The following is an 18,796-nucleotide window of genomic DNA, read 5'->3' as shown; positions in this document are numbered from 1 at the left end:
CTCAGCGTGAGAAAAAATAGCTAGCTACTGTTTTTTAACTTTGCTCGGAGCCTTGATAAAGTTCTATGCAGTTACGGCCTGAGGCTTTAGCCTGATACATGGCTTGATCAGCAGCCTTTATCAAGCAATCAAAGCTCACTTCTCCTTGAGAAAGTGCGGCAACCCCAATACTCACCGTGACTGGGATTTGTTGATTATCGACGGATATGGGGGCTTGTGTGATCTTATCTTTAATGCGTGTGGCAATAGCAAATGCTTCATCTATCGTAGCCTGTGGTAAAACCGCAACAAACTCTTCACCACCTAATCGCGCAAAAATATCGCGAGAGCGCATGACTTCCTGACCCAGCGAAGCAACATGTTTGAGGACTTTATCACCGCTTTGGTGACCAAATTGATCATTGATTCGTTTGAAGTGATCGACGTCCATCACGAGCACGGTCATTTCCGTTTGCTCTATTAATGCTTTGTCGACCAGTTTGTTCGCTTCACTAAACAACGTCGTTCGATTCTTGAGGTGGGTCAGAGTATCTGTTTGACTGAGCCACTCAAGCTGGCGCTTGATACGTAACTGCCTAAAAATTAACAGCACAAAAACAAGGCAAATCCCCACTAAAATAATGACATTGCGCTCTTGAAGTTGCTTTTCCCGTTCAAATTTTTTAATTTCAGTTTGCTTGAGTTTGGTTTGCTGAGCAATGAGTTCATTCATTTGCTGCTTTTGGTCGATTTGATATTTCTCCTCCAAACTTTCAAGCATCACTTTCTCTTTTGCTTCTAAATCGCGTGCATACTTTTTCAAAAACAAGCGCTTGTGTTTGAACGCAAACTCATAATCATTCAGCGCTACATAAACATCAGATAGGCTTTCATGAAACTGATAAAAAAGTGGCTTTATTTGTTGCTCATCAGGAATTGTTTCAACGTATTCGGAGGCACGCGCTAACATTTTTTCAGCAGAGATATAATCCTGTCGGTAAAAAGCCGCAAAACCTCTGACTAAGTTAGCATAAAAGTGTTGTTCTTCACTGGCTAACACAAGCTTATCTAACTCTTCAAAAAGCTCTTTTTCATCAACAAAGGCATGATTTTGAGCCTGTTGTGCAAGCCGCTTAATAACAACCAAATCTTTATCAACTTCTGCAGCCAATGCCTCAAACAACATTGGCATCAAGAGGAGTAGAATTGACGTAAATAAAAATATTATGCGCATACTTGATTACGCCCTTTACTTTTCGCCTGGTAAAGCAGTTCATCAGCATGCTTAAATAACACCTCGAAATCATGGCTATTGATAGAGTTGGCTGTTACCACGCCAATACTTACACTCAACAGCGCCTGATATTCTTGGTTCCAAGATTGCGCTTCTACCGCTTTTCGGAAGGCCTCTGCTTTGCTAAGCGCAGAAGGTAAATCACAGTCAGGAATAATCACTGTAAATTCTTCACCACCAAATCGAGCAAAACATGACGGCGCATTGAACATCGCTTTACCCAGTCGAGCAATAAGCTTGAGCACTTCATCACCCATACTATGCCCGTATGTGTCATTAATGTTTTTGAAAAAGTCACAGTCAATAACGAGTAAAGCCGCATCTTGTTTAGAGTGCCTAGCATGAGTAAGTAAGTCTTCACTACGCTCAATAAAGCATAAACGATTGCTGACGCCTGTAAGCCCATCTGTTCGGGAAACTTTCAATAACTGTTTTTGATTTTTCAATAAGCTATTTAGTAATGCAGCAAAAAGCACCGTAACTAACGCGATACCATAAAGATAAAACTGTTTATTTTCTGCATCTTTTTTAGCTTGCTCTAGCGATAATGACTCAAGCTTATTCTTGCTTTCTAATATATCTTTTTCGATATCAGCGCGGCTACTTTCATACTGCAAGCGCAAATCCGCTACCGCTTCAGTTTGAAGACTTTGAAAGTACTGCATATTTAGATCATAGATACGCAAATAAGTGTCGTACGCCTCTTTGAAGCGTTTCATATCTATGAAAATTTCAGCGCGTTGAACCAGCAAACGGGCTTCGTTAAGTGGCACTAATTTATATCTTTGTTGATGGAAGGCATCCAGTGCTTCGGCAATCGTTTCCAAGGCTTGGTCATAATGTTTCATTTGCTTGAGAATTGCCGATTTTTCGATGAGAAACAGCATCGGCAGATAGTGATGCTCTACTTTAGCGACAAGCTGCTCTGTTTCTTTTAAATGAGACAGCGCCAATTCATACTGTTTGCTTTCATCCGACGCATAAATTTGAGCCAAGCCTATATGCGCACTAAACTGCATTTCAGTGTTATCAAGAGGTGCTAGTTCTTTGAGTAACGTGTTGTATGTGGCAATCGCTTTCTCTTTGTTACCCAACACCCAGTAGCTAATTGCACTATTCCTCAAATTATTAACAGCAGTTAGTTTTTTACCCGCATTCATATAGTGTTGATACGATGCTTCGTAATACTTAATCGCCTTTTCTGTTTCTCTCAAGCTCCCGTACAAAATACCCAGTTCACTGTTTACAAGGCCTTTAAGTTCCTCATCTGAGAGGTTATCAGCAATTGCAAGCGCATCGTTAAGCGATACCAATGCTTCTTGCATCCGATTGGTTTGGTAATATATCGCACCAATATTGGTTAGCCCAATAGCAACTTCTTTCTGGGACTCAAGTGATTCCGCAATTTCAAGCCCAGACAAGTATTGCTCAAGCGCGAGGTCTAAATCGCCTAGAGACTCCATTGAGTAGCCCAAATTATAGGAAAGCTTTGCGATGACAATAGGGGGCGATATAAGGTTTGTTGCCATCGCCAATGCTTTTTCTGCAACAAGCTGAGCTTGGCGATGTTCACCTTTTAACGTGTATGTTTCAGCAAGAACATGGTAGTACTCTAACTGCTCAATGACAGGTGCTCTATCTAGTTGAGGCTCTAGTGCAAGAAGGTCGTTAAGCGCTTTTTCATTATCTACGTGGGTGATTTTATTTATTTCGTCTAATGCGGTCAGTAAAGACGAATATTCAGTGACTGACTGCCACCCGAAAGCACTAGGGGATGCTAGTTGCGCACACCCTAATAAAACAATTATAACCCATTGCTTTATAGCGCTTTTTTCAACCACTTTTATTCTCTTTGTTCTCGGCTTGACCTAGCAGTATATAGAGAATTTTCGAGCAGTCAAAACTTGTCTAAAAAATAGGAAAAGAGTATCAAGTCTGCATAGGCTTCCAATTAAAATCCCAGAAGCTCGCCTCTATTTTATTGCCCTCTGGATCTATCACAAAGCAGCCATAATAAGGTTCGCCATATTCGGGTCGTGGCCCAGGAGCACCATTGCAAATGGCCCCGAGTGAGATCGCCTTGTGATAAAAGTCATTCACTTGCTGGTGTGACTTGGCAACAAAACCAAAATGAACACCGTTACCGGTCGACATTGGTTGCTTGTCGAATGGAATTTGTACCCAAAACTCAGGGTAACCTTTGCCGAACGCTAATGCGTGTTCATACTCACTGACTAAGTCGATATCTAGTATTGAGAGAAGCGGTTGATAAAACGCTTTTGCTTTAACTAAGTCATTCGTGCCTATCGACGCATGACATATTGCACGATTATGATTGTTATCCATCTGTATTCACTTTTACTTTCAAAACAAACACGGCTGCAAACGCCGCTAATATACTTGCTACAATTAAACACACTTCAATGCCATATTGCTGATAAACAAGACCAGAAAAAACAGTGCCTAATAATCGGCCCATCGCGTTTGCCATGTAATAAAAGCCGACATCCATTGAAACACCATCTTCTTTTGCAATGGCAACAACAGCATAACTATGAACTGCAGAATTAACAGCAAACACAGCACCAAAAATAAGTAACCCGGCTACCATAACAGTTGCTAAGTCAAATTCAGTATTGAGCGCGGCAAGCAAAAGCAAAGTCACCACAACGAGCGTCGCTCCCCAAAAGCTTGCTATTTTATTTAGCACTTCAGGCGCAAACTTAATAAGTTTAGGTGTCAGGGCTTGAATACCACCGTAACCAATCACCCATAGCGCCATAAAGGTGCCGACTTGGTGATGCTCCCAACCTAGCTGACTTACAAAAAATACAGGCACTGCGATGACGAACCAAACATCTCTCGCTGCAAATAAACACATTCTCGCTGCTGACAAATAGTTCAACGCTGCAGACTTTGAAAAGATATCTTTGAACTTAGGTTTGTTCTTCGCTTTACCTAAATCTTTTTTGAGCAAAAGCTGGCTTAAAATAACAACAACGAATAAACCCGTCGCCATTGTGAGCATCGCTTGCTGAAAGCCCACTATGGTTAACAGCGCACCGCCCATAAAAAAGCCTAAACCTTTAAGCGTATTTTTAGAGCCCGTAAGAATAGCAACCCACTTGTACAATGCACTTTGCTGATTTTTGGGTACAAGCGTTTTTATACTGCTTTTCGCGCTCATTTTATTGAGGTCTTTAGCAATACCAGATAAGGCCTGTGCAACCATTACCCAAGCTACCGCCAGGTATTTATCTGGCAACGCCAACATAAGTAGCGCCAATACTTGCAGTACCAGCCCCATTTGCATCGTGCGATTCAAACCGATACGCGCACCAAGCCAGCCACCTATAAGATTTGTGACAACCCCAAACAACTCATAAAACAAGAACAGCATGGCTATCGCCAAAGGCGCGTAACCAAGTTGATGAAAATACAACACCACCAACATGCGTAAAGCACCGTCAGTAAGCGTGAACGCCCAGTAGTTACCTGTAACCAATAAGTATTGTTTAACAGATTCAGGCAAGGCCCTCAGCTTAGCTAACACTCAAACCTACCATTTTCATTAATTCAGCAGTGCGATTGGCATAGCCCCATTCGTTGTCATACCAAAGGTACATTTTTAACTGCGTATCGTTAACAACCATGGTAGAGAGTGCATCCACAATTGACGATCGAGGATCGGTTTTATAATCAACGGATACAAGCGGTCTCTCTTCATAACCAAGAATCCCGTTTAACTCTTGCTCTGCTGCGTTTGACATTAACTGATTGATTTCTTCAACCGTTACATTGCGTTCCATTTCAAAAACACAATCAGTAATAGATGCATTTGCCAAAGGCACGCGAACCGCATGGCCATTTAATCGACCTTTCAACTCAGGAAAAATATGGGTAATGGCAGTAGCAGAGCCAGTAGTGGTGGGAATTAAGCTTTGTCCACATGCTCTAGCTCTTCGCAAGTCTTTATGCGGTGCATCTAAAATCGTCTGTGTATTTGTAATATCGTGAATCGTTGTCATGCTGCCGTGCTTAATGCCAATATTTTCTTGCAACACTTTGACAACTGGCGCTAAACAATTTGTGGTACAAGATGCAGCGGTAACAATAGGGTGCTCATCTTTGTTGTAAAGGTGATGATTAACACCCATCACAATGTTGAGAACGCCCTCTTCCTTTACTGGCGCTGTAACCACAACTTTTTTCACTCCTTGTGATAAATATTCTTCGAGCAAAACCTTAGATTTCATCTTGCCCGAAGCCTCAATAACCAAGTCGCACATCGACCAATCGGTCTCAGCGATGGTTTTATTGCGTGTTACCAACAACGATTTATCACCAATATTCATATTCCCATTCTCGTCATTCGCTTGATGTTGCCAAATACCGTGAACAGAATCGAAATTGATCAGATGTGCTAACGTTTTTGCATCACCCGCAGGGTCATTAATTTGAACAAATTCAATTTCAGGCCAATCCCAAGCGGCTCGCATTATTAACCGCCCCATTCGGCCGAAGCCATTAATACCAACTTTAATCGTCATCATAAATTCCCATTTGTTATTCAGGGTTTAACACATCGCTCAAACCGTATATATAAATTTTCATATATACACTTTAAAATTGCAAGAAAAACTCGATTTTTAAAAATGAATTAAAGACAATAAAAAGAAAAAGGACGTACTTATGACTAAATCATTGCTCACTGCCATACTATTGCTGATAAGCAGTTTTACACTCGCACAAAACCTGCAGAGCTATGAAGCACCTAAAAATAACAATAATATCAATGTTATTCCTCTTGGCAGTGATAAGCATGCGTCGGAGTTTTTGATCTTCATCAGAGAGAGTGTGCCGTTACATTATCACGCTGAACACACTGAGCTCGTATACATATTAAGTGGCATGGGCTCTATGCAATTGGGTGACCAAACCATGTCAGTAAAATCAGGTGACTTTATTCGTATCCCACAAGGTACGCATCACAGCGTCACAGTCACATCAAAAGAGCCGCTAAAAGTCCTCTCTGTTCAAACGCCAGAATTTACTGGCAAAGATAGAGTGATGGTCAACTTGCCTGAATAACTTTGGTTAGGTCAAAATACTGCCCCAACCCTAGTGTAAATATCCAAATTCCCCACAAACTATGCTCTAGCGCAACAAGTAACGTGGAGCGCGACATAACGTACGTTTGACAGAAGCAATAACCCGCTGCAGCTGAAAGCAGTACGGCAACCCAGTTACCGTAAATAATATGTGCGAAACCAAACAACACACTGCTCATTAACACACGATGCTCTTTGTTAGGAATAATGCGCTTGTAGCGATGAAATAGAAACGTCCTAAAAATTACCTCTTGTGGAAATGCGGAAAAAACAGGGTACAACAATAACAGCAGTAACCAGGAGTATGGCCAGTTTATTGGCATATAAAATAAGGTTTCAGGGGACAATACAGCATAAACAATGGCACTGAATAAGATAAGTAAAAGAAAGAGTAGTAACATTATCTTTATGCGACTCAAAAAACCCTGTTTATTAGTCAACCTAAAGCGTTTGAATTGCTTATCGGAGAGCAGCAACCACATACAAAACAAACCTAAAACACTAATAATAACAAGTAAGTACTGTGCAATGGATTCACGAAACACATACAACACGCAAGGTAAAATAAGAAATAAAAAGGTAAGTTCAGCCCATCGCATTCGCGACGAGGCAACACATTTACTAGATGTGTGCACTAGCAGCCCCCCTGTAGAATTAGATACACTACGTGCTTATCTTTTCAGTGTAGTCCAACATTTAGCGGTTACCTGTTACAGATTCATTATCAAGAAGGTGATATGAAGTTTTCGAGTTTAAATCGCAGTATTCATAAATGGGGCAGTATTATTATTGCGCTCCCTGTACTGCTCGTCTTAATCACAGGCATTCTTTTACTTGTTCGCAAAGAGTTTGATGTTTTACAACCACCCACGCAAAAAGGTATTTCAATTGAGCCATCAATTACCTTTGACCAAATACTGACTGCCACGTCAACGGTACCTGAAGCCATGGTCGCGAACTGGCAAGATATTGACCGATTGGATGTTCGTCCCGATAAAGGCGTCATCAAAGTGCGCACTAACAGCTCATGGGAAGTTCAATTAGATGCCAGTACGGGCGAAGTGCTGCAAGTGGCCTATCGCAACTCAGAGTTTATCGAAAGCCTGCATGATGGTACTTTTTTCGAAAAGTCAGCCAACTTATGGTTGATGCTACCCGTATCGATTGTGCTTACCTTTTTATGGCTAACTGGCATGTATTTGTTCTTTCTCCCTTACATAAAAAAGTGGCGCAGAAACATTGAAAAGTAAAAGTGTTCTCTTTGTATTGCTCTACTTGTGTAGTTTAATTACGGCGCAGGCAAGTGATATCAGAATAGTAACGGAGCACTTGCCGCCCTACCAATTCGTCAATGAAGGGAATGTTACAGGGCTGTCAGTCGACATTATTAAAGCGCTGCAAAAGATCACAAAAGAGAGTACGGAAATCGAAGCCTTTCCTTGGGCACGCGCTTACCAATTAGCTAAAACGCAACCTAATATACTGATCATGACCTTGTCTCGTTCTGTCAAGCGAGAGCAAGAGTTTCACTGGATAGGTCAAGTCGCATCGATAAGCATGCATGTTTGGCGGCTAAAACATAGAAAAGATGTCGCTCCCAAAAAGCTTGATGATTTACAAAATTACATCATAGGCGCGCAGCTCGGCGATCATCATCAGGAGTCATTGAACAAAATTTTTAATGGTAAGGGGAAAATGAGCCTTACCTCCTCCAAAGCGCAAGAAATAAAAATGCTTTATCGAGAAAGAGTTGATTTGATATTTGGCAACCCTAAGACACTATTACCTCGGGTTGAAAAAGAAGGTTTTGATCCTGACATGATAGAGCCCGTGTTAGAGGTCAGCGAAATATCCGCTCCGCTTTATTTAGCGTTTTCGAAACATACCAATCAAGGAAAAATTGAGGAATACATCGAAGCATTTGAAAAGTTAGAGCAAGAAGGCACTTTAGATGCTCTCCGAAAAAAATGGCTGAACAACAACTAGTGTAGTGTTTTTTAGTTGTTGGCATCAAACTTTAATATAAACTCCAAAATGATAATTTAAATATAAATTCGAACCTGAACTGTTTGAATATAAAAAGCCGGCTTAACGCCGGCTTTTCTTTATTGGAAAGAAGTATCCTACCTGCGAAATTGTCTTCTAATACCAAATAAAGCAAGAGACATCAGCATAATAGAGGCTGGCTCTGGAATTTGAGATGTTGGAGCAGGAGCGCCAGTATTCGCTGTAACCAAATTTTCGAACATTCTAGCATTATCGAATGTGCCTCCCCAACCAGGACTGTTATCCCATACATTTTGATCAGTAATCAGGAAAATGCTTCCCGCACCAATATTTTCAAAAGCCATCATGACACTAGTTTCACCATTGAACAATTCTTCGCCAACCATAAGCACCTCGGCTCCGACACCCACAGTAAGTGGAGCAAACGCTGCATATTCGTATGAATTAACGCCTTGAGTCAATTCATGCGATAATATTTGACCATCACCTACGCTTGCTGTTCGGAAAAAAGCGTCGACAATATCGTTGTTAATTGAAATGGAACTTCCAAGAAAACTTAGAGCGTCATTAATTCTAAGGTTTTGATCTGGAGCAAAGCTTCCATGTTCACCCATAAAAGCGATACGACCACCTAATGCAAGATAGCTTTGCATAGCTAAAAGCTCCGCATTAGAGTACGAGTCACTTGGTTGTGTTGCCCAAAGTAGATCTGTTGTCGATAGATCTATAGTATCTAAGCTACCTGTAGCTATACTAGACGAATGCCCCGCTAGACCATTATAGAAATCGTTAATAGTAGATTTGTTAAAGCCAGAGAGCTCTTCACCCCATACAGTGATTACACCTGCATTTGCAGCTAATGAGCTAAGAACAAGCGCAGAAGCGCCTAGAAGTTTAGAAATTTTGTTAAACATAAATTATCCTTAATATTGAGTTCAGGCTTTCAATGCAAAGTACAGACCATTACTTTAACCTACTGTTTTTCATGTTTTTTATAAACAAAACCACTTCTAAATGTTAAAATTATTGACATGTCGTTAATTTGTTTAATGTCTTTACTTTTTAACTACACAAAAAAGCCAGCATATTGCTGGCTGTTAAAACGTCGAGTTTAATATCAGAACTCTGCCATATCACCTTTCGATTGCAACCAGTCTTTACGGTCACCACTGCGCTTTTTAGAGAGCAACATGTCCATGGTTTCCATGGTTTCGTCATGTTCGTCTACAGTCAGCTGCACTAAGCGACGTGTATTGGGGTCCATCGTCGTTTCTCGAAGTTGCATTGGATTCATTTCCCCTAGCCCTTTGAAACGTTGCACGTTAACCTTACCGCGCTTTTTCTCTGCCTCAATACGGTCAAGCACCCCCTCTTTCTCTGCTTCGTCCAATGCATAAAAGACCTCTTTGCCAACATCAATACGATAAAGTGGCGGCATCGCTACATATACGTGACCCGCTTGAACGAGTGGCAGAAAGTGTTGCGTAAACAATGCACATAGTAATGTTGCGATGTGAAGCCCGTCAGAGTCGGCATCTGCGAGGATACATATTTTTCCGTAACGAAGCGCCGATAAGTCTTCACTATCAGGGTCTATACCGAGCGCAACAGAAATGTCATGCACTTCCTGTGAAGCAAGAATTTGACCTGACTCAACTTCCCACGTATTTAAAATTTTACCGCGCAGTGGCATTACCGCTTGGAACTCACGGTCACGTGCTTGTTTGGCACTACCACCAGCAGAGTCACCTTCCACTAAAAACAATTCTGTTTTATCAGGGTCTTGGCTACCACAGTCGGTTAACTTGCCGGGTAGCGCCGGACCTTGAGTCACTTTTTTGCGAACAACTTTCTTGCTGGCACGCAAACGACGCTGTGCATTCGAAATACAAAACTCCGCAAGTGCTTCAGCAATTTCGGTGTGTTCATTTAACCATAAACTAAATGCGTCTTTGACAACGCCAGTGACAAATGCTGCACATTGACGTGAGGATAAACGCTCTTTGGTTTGACCCGCAAACTGTGGATCTTGCATCTTCACTGAGAGAATGAAGCTACATTTATCCCAAATGTCATCAGGCGTTAGCTTTACTCCACGTGGCACTAAGTTGCGAAACTCGCAGAATTCTCGCATGGACTCAAGTAGACCTTGGCGAAGACCATTTACATGGGTACCACCTTGAATAGTTGGAATAAGGTTTACATAGCTTTCAGAGACTGACTCTCCACCTTCAGGCAACCAAGTCACTGCCCAATCTGCGGCCTCATGTTGAGATGAAAAAGTGCCAATAAAGGGTTCTTCGGGCAGGCTTATATTATCGCCAACCGACTCTTTAATGTAATCACGCAAACCGTCTTGATAACACCAAACGTGTTTTTCACCTTCGTTTTTATCTTGGAATTTTATCGTCAGTCCTGGACATAAAACGGCTTTGGCCTTAAGTAGTCGCTTTAATTTTGTTGTCGAAAATTTGTGTGAGTCAAAGTAGCTCGCATCTGGCCAGAACTTTACTCGAGAACCAGTATTGCGTCGGCCTACGGTACCTGTTTCTGTCAACTCTTGCACTTTTTCACCATGCTCGAATGCCATTTCAAACACTTTGCTATCGCGGCGAACAGTCACTTCAACACGACTTGATAACGCATTTACCACAGAAATACCTACGCCGTGCAAACCGCCCGAGAATTGATAGTTTTTATTTGAAAACTTACCACCAGCATGCAATTTACAGAAGATCAGCTCAACCCCCGACACGCCTTCTTCTGGGTGAATATCGGTTGGCATACCGCGACCGTCATCAATCACTTCTAACGACTGATCTTTATCGAGAATAACGGTAATGTTTTGGGCAAATCCTGCAAGTGCCTCGTCCACAGAGTTATCAATGACTTCTTGACCAAGATGATTTGGTCTGTCGGTATCTGTATACATCCCTGGACGGCGTCGAACCGGTTCAAGACCACTTAAAACTTCAATGGAATCAGAATTATATTGTTCACTCATGGGGTATATTTTCGTCGTTATTCTTGTTAATTCGGAGCTTTTTGGTCGAAAAATTCGCAAATACTAGGCAGCATTTCAGCAAATCCAATAAAACTGTGATCGCCGCCTTCTTGGACAATCAAATCGCTACCACTGAATTTTTCTTTCGCTAGGCGATAATCTAACACTTCATCCCCTGTTTGTACCATGACTTGATACAAGTTTGCAGAGATTTTTTCTTGTTCTACGCTTTTCAAATAATCCATATGTTCTGCTTTTACTTCGTAGCGCTCGTCAGTATATGGATTAACTTGCCAGCCAATATAGTCTGCCAACAGCAAATATGGCTTAATTGCAGGGTTCACAAGCACCGCAGGATATCGATATTTTTCAGCAAAATATTGTGAAAAATATCCTCCTAACGAAGAACCTATTACCCCCCACTTTACATTGGGCTCGGCCTGAATAATTTCTTCTAATTGCGCTATTGCCGCATCGGGTGATGATAGCAATTGCGGACAGCAAAACTGAACAGCGGGAAAGTGAGACGCCAAATATTGCTTAGTAAGTTCGGCTTTCATCGATAACGGAGAAGAATTAAAGCCATGGATATATAAAACTTTTTCAATCATGTGTATGCACTAACTGTATCTGGGCTGACAATGAATAATGTAGGTAAAAACTGCACCGTCGGCGGTAAGCTCAAAAATGCGATAAGCTGGTATTGTTGACTCAGCAACTAAATCGGTTGGATGCTTAGCAAATCTGATTGATGTTGCCGGACAACTGAACAGGGGAAGAGAGTGCTCGCTAGTTATCTCTAGTTGCAAATATATATCTCTATGCACATGTCCACAGCCAATACCCCTTATTTTCGGGTTCGTTGCCAAACTTTTCCCAAATTCAATATCGTTTTGCAGGCCATGACGGTCAATAAAATAACCAACATCAATGGGATGGTGGTGCATAAATACGAATTGATTTTCTTGCACGCAATCACTCGATGCTATGTTCAACAAATCATTGTCCCCGACAATTCCCGCTGGCGTGTCAGATTTACTGTCCAGCAACAATAGTTGCCAATGTGCAAAGTTTGCTCTAGAGGCTATTTGGATATTCTCCGCAGTAAGATATTGCTTCAAAAACATGCGGTCGTCATGATTACCTGGGACAACAAAAATGGGCACATGGCTCAGGTATTTGGACATGATGCTACTGAATAGTTGATATGATGCTGCACTATGATCTTGGGTAAGATCACCAGTAAATATCGCGGCACTCAAATCAGATATTTTGGCAATACTTTCACAGGTAGTGATTAAGTTTTGATAGACATTCGCCCCAAAATGCTCTCGATTTATATCAGCAAATAGATGACTGTCGCTAAACTGCGCGATCTTGAGAGTGGATGACATGTTATCTATCTAACTTGCTAAACTGACTTTAGTTTGACCATGAGCCAAACATACTTGCAGCCACTCTTTAAGAAACGCATTCACTTGCAGTTTTTCGTCAGGTAAAAGCATAACATCGTTAGGGTAATGGTACTTAGGTTTGATATTTCTTATCGCTTGGCTGCTCACTACCTCAGCCGCTTGTGCATCATGATAAAGCCGAATAATCATTTTGGGCGCTAACATCTCAGCGAGCTTTTCATCTACATTTAACTGCTTTTGTTCGATGGTAATTAACGACGTATAACGGGTTACTTCGTTAACGGATATAACGTAATGCAATTTATCTGCTATTGAAAACTCCCGTACCTCACCTACTTCCTCTCTATTTGCCAAAAGCTTAAGTGCAAGCATGTAATTAACGGCGCACAAGTCCATTAAATCAGGCAAATTAGGTCGATAAGCATTGTTATGACGGGTCATTCGTTCTCCATTTTTGTTGCAGCTTATGATGATTCAATGCTAGCCATTGAATCCCAATGATGGTCATACCGTTATTAATTGTACCATCGTTTACCATGCTCAGTGCATCATCGAGGGGTAATTCATGCACTTTAATGTCTTCCCCTTCTTCTTCAAGGCCATACACCCCGCCAACACTTGATGCATCAATAGGGCATACGTATAAATGCAGCTGTTCACTGGTGCCGCCCGGAGAAGATAAATAACTTATCACGTGTTCTAACGTATGTTCTTCTATGGTGAGATCAGCCTCTTCTTTCGCTTCACGCACGGCAACTTCTGTCGGCGACTCACTTTTCCCAAACATGCCCGCAATAAATTCAATTAACCAAGGGTTGCCGCCAGCACGCAATGCACCGCTTCGAAATTGCTCGACTACGACCATAGAGTTACGCACAGGATCATAAGGGATCAAGCAAACCGCATCACCACGCTCAAAAATTTCACGAGACAAAACCCTGCTCATATCGCCGTTAAAGCAGCGATGGCGCAGGGAATATTCATCAATTTTAAAGAAACCTTGATAACGTGTTTCTTTATTAATTAAATCGACATCTTGCTGGCCTAAAATGTGGAATTGGCTTTTGCTTTTCAAGAGAATGTCCTATTATTCAGGTAGTTTGATAATATCTTGTTACATAAGCATAACATTGGTATACACAAATTTAGTTTTGTTAACCAAGCAGCCAAGTTAGCATATCTGTTTAAAAATAAAATAAACGTAACATGTACACCAAAGGAATTACTTGCTCATGAAAAAAACGCTAGCCTCTCTATGTGTAGGGATGTCTTTTGCTATGGGTTCTTCTTCTGTAATGGCAGAAGACTTACTGCAAGCATATCAATATGCGACACAAAATGATCCTGTGATCTTAAAAGCAGCAGCACAATATGAAGCTGCTAAAGAAGGTATAGAGCAAGCGAGAGCCGTTTTACTACCGCAAATCAACGCTTCTGGTAGCTTTACCGATGGTGAATCTGAAGATGTAGCAGGTGCTGACAATAGCTTAGGTCTGCCAGCTGGCAGCATCTACACCATTGAAAGTGAAAATGTCAGTTACGGCGCTTCATTAAATATGGAACTTTACCACCACGACACATGGTTACGTTTAGACAACGCTAAAAAAAGCGCACATCAAGCTGACTTATTTTATCAAGTAGCGCAACAAGACCTCATTATCCGTGTGACTGAAGCTTACTTTAACATTCTTAGTGCCTACGATGATTTAGAGTTTGCTGAAGCACAAAAAGTAGCGATTGAGCGTCAACTTGAACAAACCAAGCAGCGCTTTTCAGTGGGCTTAACAGCGATTACTGATGTTCATGAAGCGCAAGCAGAATATGATGACTCAGTAACGCAAGTTATTCGTGCACAAAACAATATTTACAACACAGAAGAAGCATTACGTGTCCTGACAAATGTATACCCGCGTGATATTTCTATTTTAAACACTGACAGATTCTCTGCATCAAACCCAATGCCTGATAGTGCGAACCAGTGGCAACAAACTGCTGAAGCGAAAAGCATTGATTTAATTGCTCAGAAAGTGTCCGTTGATATCGCGAAAGAAAACATCAATATCGCACGTTCAGGTCACTATCCAACGCTTGACTTGTCTGGTCGTTACACAAACTCTGAGGACACAATTCAAGTTGAAAACTTCCCTGAATTTGAACAACCTGATTTAGATAGTCATTCTATCAGTGTGACATTAACCGTACCTATTTACTCAGGTGGTGCAGTATCTAGCTCAGTGCGTCAAGCACAACATAACTACGTAGCGGCAAGTGAAGATTTAGAGTTCACCTATCGCGATGTTGTTCGTAACACTCGAAATGCATATAACACGGTAATCGCTTCTGTTTCAGGCATCAAAGCGCTTGAACAGTCTGTTTTAAGTGCTGAAAAAGCGTTAGAAGCAACGGAAGCGGGTTTTGAAGTAGGTACTCGTACAATAGTTGATGTATTGGACAGCACACGTAACTTGTACAACGCAAAGCGCAATTTATCAACAACACGTTACGGCTACATCGTATCAGTGCTAGCACTTAAGCGCTCGGCAGGTACGCTGACGGCTAAAGATTTAGAAGACATCAATGCCGGCTTAATGCCTGCTCCAGCAAGCTAATAGGCTTGGAAACATCGACTAGATATGATGTTCACAAATACTAAAAAAGGCAGCCTAGGCTGCCTTTTTTAGTACTCATATATTGGTTCTATTGCCTTTCAGTGTTCGTTTTGAACAACATGTAATCCTGAAAGAGCAACAGACCTTAATCTTCCAAACGAATGGTGTTGATGATTTCCGTAGTTGAGATGCCTTGCTCAAAATTCAGTACTTGCACCTCACCACCAGCCTCAATAACTTCTTTGCCACCCGCAATATCCTCGACTTTGTAGTCACCACCTTTGACTAACACATTCGGTAGAATATTCGCGATGAGGCGCTGAGGCGTATCTTCATTGAACTCCACAACCCAATCGACTGCGCCTAACCCCGCCAATACCGCCATTCGTCTATCCGCTGTATTTACTGGGCGACCTGGGCCTTTTAATCGTGTTACAGAATCATCTGAATTAACAGCAACAATTAATCGAGTCCCCAATGTTTTTGCGTTGGTTAAATAGGAGACGTGTCCAGCATGAAGAATATCAAAACAACCATTTGTCATAATGATTTTTTCACCACGTTTCTTTGCGGCTTCAACTGCGATTTTAAGCTGATCTTCTTTCACAACACCGAAGCCACTTTCTTGCTGGCTATGTAATTCATTAATCAACTCGGCTTCGCTAACCGTGGACGTCCCTAACTTGCCAACAACAATACCCGCGGCAATATTCGCCAGCGCAGCAGCTTGAGTAAATTGGGCTTCAGCAGCAACAGCAAGTGCTAAGGTGGCGATTACAGTGTCACCTGCACCTGTTACATCGTAAACTTCACGTGCTTGAGTAGGCAGATGGAATTCGTCCTGATTCTTGCGAAGTAATGTCATCCCTTGTTCGCTGCGCGTCACTAAGAGCGCTTCTAAATCGAGTTCCACTAAAAGCTGCTGACCTTTTTCTACGATCTCTTGCTCATTGCCGCATGGACCAACAATCGCCTCAAATTCAGACATATTCGGTGTTAATAATGTTGCACCGCGATATTTCGAAAAATCGGTACCTTTAGGATCGACCAGTACGGGAACATTTTGCGCTTTAGCAGCTTTAATCAGCGCTTGCACATCAGACAGGGTTCCCTTGTCATAATCCGAGAGCAGTAACACGTCATGATGAGCCAGTTGCTGCTCTACTTTCATTGAAAATGCATCTTTGTCGACAGAAGCTAGTGACTCTTCAAAGTCCAAACGAATCAATTGTTGATTGCGGCTAACAACGCGTAATTTAGTGATTGTCGGCGCGCTCTCTTGCGCTGCGAAGGCACATGTTACATCGACAGCATTTAAGTGTGTTTCTAAGGTACGAGCTGCATCATCTTCACCGGTGATGCCAGCTAACGTTACCCCGCCCCCTAAAGAGGCGATATTTAATGCAACATTTGCCGCTCCACCCGGGCGGTCTTCATGTTGATTAATTTTTACAACAGGTACTGGTGCTTCAGGCGAAATGCGCTGAGTAGGGCCTTGCCAGTAGCGATCTAGCATGATGTCACCGGCCACTAAAACTCTTGCGCCAGTAAAGGCAGGAATATCTACTTTCATCCTAACTTCCAAAAACTATATAATGTCAACAGTTTATCATGAGTTAAAAAGTTCACGTGAGTAAAAATAAAGTTCTACAGCCAAATTTTAAGCTGTCTTTCCTTCTTCCGCAGTATTGGCTGACATGGTTAGGCGTTTTCATCTTATACAGTATTTCTTGGCTGCCATATAAGTTTCAGCTTTTTCTCGGGCGCCAGCTAGGCAAAGTGATGTACAAAATAGGTGGTAGCCGTAAAAAAGTAGCAGAAACTAATTTGCGACTTTGCTTTCCTGACATGAGCGACCAAGCATTAGAAAAGCTAGTAAAAAAGAATTTCGAAAACACGGGCATAGCCCTGCTGGAAACCGGCATGGGCTGGTGGTGGCCAAACTGGCGAGTCAAACGTAAGGTAGAAGTCAAAGGTGTAGAACACTTAGAACAGGCTCGCAAAGAAGGCAAAGGTGTATTGTTGCTTGCAATGCATTACCTAAGTGTTGAAATTAACTGTCGTGGTGTAGGTTATGCCAACCCTATGGTGGTTTTTTACCGTCCGCACAACAATCCATTAATGGAATTTTTCCAGTATCGAGGTCGCGGAAAATCCAACAAGTACATGTTAGGTAAGCGTGATGTGCGAGGCTTAATTCAAGCGCTTGGTGAAGGCGAAACGTGTGTTTATTTGCCAGATCAAGATTATGGTCGCTCACGCAGTTTATTTGTCCCGTTCTTTGCAGTACCTGATGCAGCGACAACAACAGGGACACTCATATTTGCTCGCCAACCTAATGTTAAAACGCATATGGTTGTGCCAACCCGCAATGAAGATGGTTCAGGCTACACCATAGAAATTCTGCCAGAGCTTGAAAACTTCCCATCAAATGACGATGAAGCAGATGTTATTCGTGTTAATCAAGCACTAGAGCAAGCTATTTCGCGTAAGCCAGATCAATACATGTGGTTGCATCGTCGCTTTAAAACACGACCTAACAAAAGCGACCCATCGTTGTATAAATAGCCATTATTCAGTATGGTAAGCGGTAATTGACGACATAAGTATTACGTATCAAATGAATTTCTGGGTTCGCAACATCATTTTCGCAGCTGTACTCTCCGGGTTAGCCTATTTCCTTCTGGCTAACCATGAGTTATTGCTTGCGCTCGCAGAAGGCTCGGGGGAGCAGGAAGCCAGTCAACCTGTGCAGACTGGCGAAGCGGCTACAGCAGATACAAAAAAGGAAGTAATCGAACCACCTCAACGCTCGAAGAAAAAGCTTTCCTCGAACAAAGCTGCCGAAGGCTTATCCAAATTCTATGCTAACCTTCACGGCTATGGTGAAGAAGATGACGGTCCGAAAATTCGTGATGGTGTTGTTTATTTACCTGATGTAAAGGGTGATATGGAAAAGCTTTTAGAAGGGAAAGCTATGGTCACCCGCCCACTAAAACCGAACTGGCGAGGAACCAAAGAATCTCGTGCTTTTCGTACAGGCCAAACCCTTTTTCAAAAATTATCAGAATACGCAGAGCAAGATGGCTTAGAGGTTATGTGGCGTCTTAATCGTGACTTGCTTATCAAAGACCCTTTCCGTATCAATAAAGGCATTTTAGATACTGCGTATCAAATTGGTGTGGCAATCAGTGGCTATTTCCCTGAAGGGGTAAAAGTATACTTTTGCTACAAACAGCGCACTATTGTATTTGACGATGGGAATAGCGAATATTTAAGTGACCAATGCCGCTTGTTAACATCTAAACAGCAACAACAGCAGTCACGCTACTATTAACTGGAGGGTAGCGTGCAGTGTGGTGGTTTCACCCAGCTTT

19 protein-coding genes are annotated in these 18,796 nt (G+C 42.0%); 6 read left to right on the top strand and 13 right to left on the bottom strand.

Annotated elements, in window-relative coordinates; genetic code table 11:
* Positions 1 to 34: 34 nt before the first annotated feature.
* The 5 genes from ACFSJY_RS17105 to ACFSJY_RS17085 all read right to left on the bottom strand — a co-directional run bounded on the left by ACFSJY_RS17105 (position 35) and on the right by ACFSJY_RS17085 (position 5,823).
* Positions 35 to 1,213: a GGDEF domain-containing protein gene (locus tag ACFSJY_RS17105; RefSeq protein ID WP_386037114.1), complete on the bottom strand. Its 1,179-nt coding sequence runs from the start codon at positions 1,211 to 1,213 to the stop codon at positions 35 to 37.
* On the bottom strand, positions 1,204 to 3,114 hold the full coding sequence (locus ACFSJY_RS17100) for a diguanylate cyclase (RefSeq protein ID WP_386037111.1): 1,911 nt from the start codon (positions 3,112 to 3,114) through the stop codon (positions 1,204 to 1,206). Before ACFSJY_RS17100 ends, ACFSJY_RS17105 begins: the two co-directional genes overlap by 10 nt.
* Before the next feature lie 88 nt (positions 3,115 to 3,202).
* Positions 3,203 to 3,619 carry a VOC family protein gene (locus ACFSJY_RS17095; RefSeq protein WP_386037108.1) on the bottom strand — a complete coding sequence of 139 codons (417 nt, stop codon included), beginning with the start codon at positions 3,617 to 3,619 and terminating at the stop codon, positions 3,203 to 3,205.
* Positions 3,612 to 4,814 (bottom strand): organoarsenical effux MFS transporter ArsJ, encoded by a 1,203-nt coding sequence (gene arsJ, locus ACFSJY_RS17090; protein ID WP_386038439.1) that lies wholly within the window; start codon positions 4,812 to 4,814, stop codon positions 3,612 to 3,614. Before arsJ ends, ACFSJY_RS17095 begins: the two co-directional genes overlap by 8 nt.
* Before the next feature lies 1 nt (position 4,815).
* Complete coding sequence (locus ACFSJY_RS17085) at positions 4,816 to 5,823, bottom strand: ArsJ-associated glyceraldehyde-3-phosphate dehydrogenase (protein ID WP_386038436.1); 1,008 nt, start codon at positions 5,821 to 5,823, stop codon at positions 4,816 to 4,818.
* A gap of 142 nt (positions 5,824 to 5,965) precedes the next feature.
* Between ACFSJY_RS17085 and ACFSJY_RS17080 the strand changes: the two genes are divergently transcribed.
* Positions 5,966 to 6,364: a cupin domain-containing protein gene (locus ACFSJY_RS17080; RefSeq protein ID WP_386037104.1), complete on the top strand. Its 399-nt coding sequence runs from the start codon at positions 5,966 to 5,968 to the stop codon at positions 6,362 to 6,364.
* On the opposite strand, the gene ACFSJY_RS17075 is transcribed toward ACFSJY_RS17080, so the two are convergent.
* Complete coding sequence (locus ACFSJY_RS17075; protein WP_386037101.1) at positions 6,348 to 6,785, bottom strand: CPBP family intramembrane glutamic endopeptidase; 438 nt, start codon at positions 6,783 to 6,785, stop codon at positions 6,348 to 6,350. The two genes, ACFSJY_RS17080 and ACFSJY_RS17075, sit on opposite strands and share 17 nt — an antisense overlap.
* Positions 6,786 to 7,121: 336 nt before the next feature.
* Between ACFSJY_RS17075 and ACFSJY_RS17070 the strand changes: the two genes are divergently transcribed.
* On the top strand, positions 7,122 to 7,634 hold the full coding sequence (locus tag ACFSJY_RS17070) for a PepSY domain-containing protein (RefSeq protein ID WP_386037098.1): 513 nt from the start codon (positions 7,122 to 7,124) through the stop codon (positions 7,632 to 7,634).
* Positions 7,624 to 8,370, top strand: a complete 747-nt coding sequence (locus tag ACFSJY_RS17065) for a substrate-binding periplasmic protein (RefSeq protein WP_386037095.1) — start codon at positions 7,624 to 7,626, stop codon at positions 8,368 to 8,370. The genes ACFSJY_RS17070 and ACFSJY_RS17065 overlap by 11 nt, the downstream gene beginning before the upstream one ends.
* Before the next feature lie 137 nt (positions 8,371 to 8,507).
* Here the strand turns inward: ACFSJY_RS17065 and ACFSJY_RS17060 are convergent, their stop codons facing one another.
* The 6 genes from ACFSJY_RS17060 to ACFSJY_RS17035 all read right to left on the bottom strand — a co-directional run bounded on the left by ACFSJY_RS17060 (position 8,508) and on the right by ACFSJY_RS17035 (position 13,885).
* Positions 8,508 to 9,305: a PEP-CTERM sorting domain-containing protein gene (locus tag ACFSJY_RS17060; protein ID WP_386037092.1), complete on the bottom strand. Its 798-nt coding sequence runs from the start codon at positions 9,303 to 9,305 to the stop codon at positions 8,508 to 8,510.
* Positions 9,306 to 9,508: 203 nt separating this feature from the next.
* A complete protein-coding gene (parE, locus tag ACFSJY_RS17055; protein ID WP_386037089.1) occupies positions 9,509 to 11,395 on the bottom strand; it encodes a DNA topoisomerase IV subunit B in 1,887 nt (628 codons plus the stop codon).
* 26 nt (positions 11,396 to 11,421) lie between these two features.
* Positions 11,422 to 12,006, bottom strand: a complete 585-nt coding sequence (locus tag ACFSJY_RS17050) for a YqiA/YcfP family alpha/beta fold hydrolase (RefSeq protein ID WP_386037086.1) — start codon at positions 12,004 to 12,006, stop codon at positions 11,422 to 11,424.
* 9 nt (positions 12,007 to 12,015) lie between these two features.
* On the bottom strand, positions 12,016 to 12,789 hold the full coding sequence (locus tag ACFSJY_RS17045; RefSeq protein ID WP_386037083.1) for a metallophosphoesterase: 774 nt from the start codon (positions 12,787 to 12,789) through the stop codon (positions 12,016 to 12,018).
* A 9-nt stretch (positions 12,790 to 12,798) separates the two neighbouring features.
* On the bottom strand, positions 12,799 to 13,251 hold the full coding sequence (locus tag ACFSJY_RS17040; RefSeq protein WP_386037080.1) for a DUF1249 domain-containing protein: 453 nt from the start codon (positions 13,249 to 13,251) through the stop codon (positions 12,799 to 12,801).
* On the bottom strand, positions 13,238 to 13,885 hold the full coding sequence (locus tag ACFSJY_RS17035; RefSeq protein WP_386037077.1) for an NUDIX domain-containing protein: 648 nt from the start codon (positions 13,883 to 13,885) through the stop codon (positions 13,238 to 13,240). Before ACFSJY_RS17035 ends, ACFSJY_RS17040 begins: the two co-directional genes overlap by 14 nt.
* A gap of 157 nt (positions 13,886 to 14,042) precedes the next feature.
* Between ACFSJY_RS17035 and tolC the strand changes: the two genes are divergently transcribed.
* Positions 14,043 to 15,419, top strand: a complete 1,377-nt coding sequence (gene tolC / locus ACFSJY_RS17030; protein ID WP_386037074.1) for an outer membrane channel protein TolC — start codon at positions 14,043 to 14,045, stop codon at positions 15,417 to 15,419.
* A gap of 145 nt (positions 15,420 to 15,564) precedes the next feature.
* Here tolC and hldE read toward each other — a convergent pair whose 3' ends face one another.
* On the bottom strand, positions 15,565 to 16,992 hold the full coding sequence (gene hldE / locus ACFSJY_RS17025; RefSeq protein ID WP_386037070.1) for a bifunctional D-glycero-beta-D-manno-heptose-7-phosphate kinase/D-glycero-beta-D-manno-heptose 1-phosphate adenylyltransferase HldE: 1,428 nt from the start codon (positions 16,990 to 16,992) through the stop codon (positions 15,565 to 15,567).
* 56 nt (positions 16,993 to 17,048) lie between these two features.
* Between hldE and lpxL the strand changes: the two genes are divergently transcribed.
* Entirely contained in the window at positions 17,049 to 17,987 is a 939-nt protein-coding gene (gene lpxL / locus ACFSJY_RS17020; protein WP_386037067.1) for an LpxL/LpxP family Kdo(2)-lipid IV(A) lauroyl/palmitoleoyl acyltransferase, read from the top strand.
* 52 nt (positions 17,988 to 18,039) lie between these two features.
* Complete coding sequence (locus ACFSJY_RS17015) at positions 18,040 to 18,756, top strand: TcpQ domain-containing protein (protein WP_386037064.1); 717 nt, start codon at positions 18,040 to 18,042, stop codon at positions 18,754 to 18,756.
* The last annotated feature ends 40 nt before the right edge of the window (positions 18,757 to 18,796 follow it).

Source organism: Thalassotalea euphylliae (assembly GCF_042682785.1).
In the GTDB taxonomy this organism is placed as follows: Bacteria; Pseudomonadota; Gammaproteobacteria; order Enterobacterales; family Alteromonadaceae; genus Thalassotalea_F; species Thalassotalea_F euphylliae.
Note: the sequence above shows the minus strand (reverse complement) of the source record. Positions and strands in the feature narration are given on the sequence as shown.

What these genes read in the sequence shown, in the direction of transcription:
- ACFSJY_RS17045 (WP_386037083.1), bottom strand. Translation starts at nt 12,789, where the DNA reads ATGTCATCCACTCTCAAGATCGCGCAGTTTAGCGACAGTCATCTATTT.
- hldE (WP_386037070.1), bottom strand. Translation starts at nt 16,992, where the DNA reads ATGAAAGTAGATATTCCTGCCTTTACTGGCGCAAGAGTTTTAGTGGCC.
- ACFSJY_RS17080 (WP_386037104.1), top strand. Translation starts at nt 5,966, where the DNA reads ATGACTAAATCATTGCTCACTGCCATACTATTGCTGATAAGCAGTTTT.
- ACFSJY_RS17040 (WP_386037080.1), bottom strand. Translation starts at nt 13,251, where the DNA reads ATGACCCGTCATAACAATGCTTATCGACCTAATTTGCCTGATTTAATG.
- parE (WP_386037089.1), bottom strand. Translation starts at nt 11,395, where the DNA reads ATGAGTGAACAATATAATTCTGATTCCATTGAAGTTTTAAGTGGTCTT.
- ACFSJY_RS17060 (WP_386037092.1), bottom strand. Translation starts at nt 9,305, where the DNA reads ATGTTTAACAAAATTTCTAAACTTCTAGGCGCTTCTGCGCTTGTTCTT.
- ACFSJY_RS17070 (WP_386037098.1), top strand. Translation starts at nt 7,122, where the DNA reads ATGAAGTTTTCGAGTTTAAATCGCAGTATTCATAAATGGGGCAGTATT.
- ACFSJY_RS17105 (WP_386037114.1), bottom strand. Translation starts at nt 1,213, where the DNA reads ATGCGCATAATATTTTTATTTACGTCAATTCTACTCCTCTTGATGCCA.
- ACFSJY_RS17075 (WP_386037101.1), bottom strand. Translation starts at nt 6,785, where the DNA reads ATGTTACTACTCTTTCTTTTACTTATCTTATTCAGTGCCATTGTTTAT.
- tolC (WP_386037074.1), top strand. Translation starts at nt 14,043, where the DNA reads ATGAAAAAAACGCTAGCCTCTCTATGTGTAGGGATGTCTTTTGCTATG.
- ACFSJY_RS17015 (WP_386037064.1), top strand. Translation starts at nt 18,040, where the DNA reads ATGAATTTCTGGGTTCGCAACATCATTTTCGCAGCTGTACTCTCCGGG.
- ACFSJY_RS17050 (WP_386037086.1), bottom strand. Translation starts at nt 12,006, where the DNA reads ATGATTGAAAAAGTTTTATATATCCATGGCTTTAATTCTTCTCCGTTA.
- ACFSJY_RS17095 (WP_386037108.1), bottom strand. Translation starts at nt 3,619, where the DNA reads ATGGATAACAATCATAATCGTGCAATATGTCATGCGTCGATAGGCACG.
- ACFSJY_RS17085 (WP_386038436.1), bottom strand. Translation starts at nt 5,823, where the DNA reads ATGACGATTAAAGTTGGTATTAATGGCTTCGGCCGAATGGGGCGGTTA.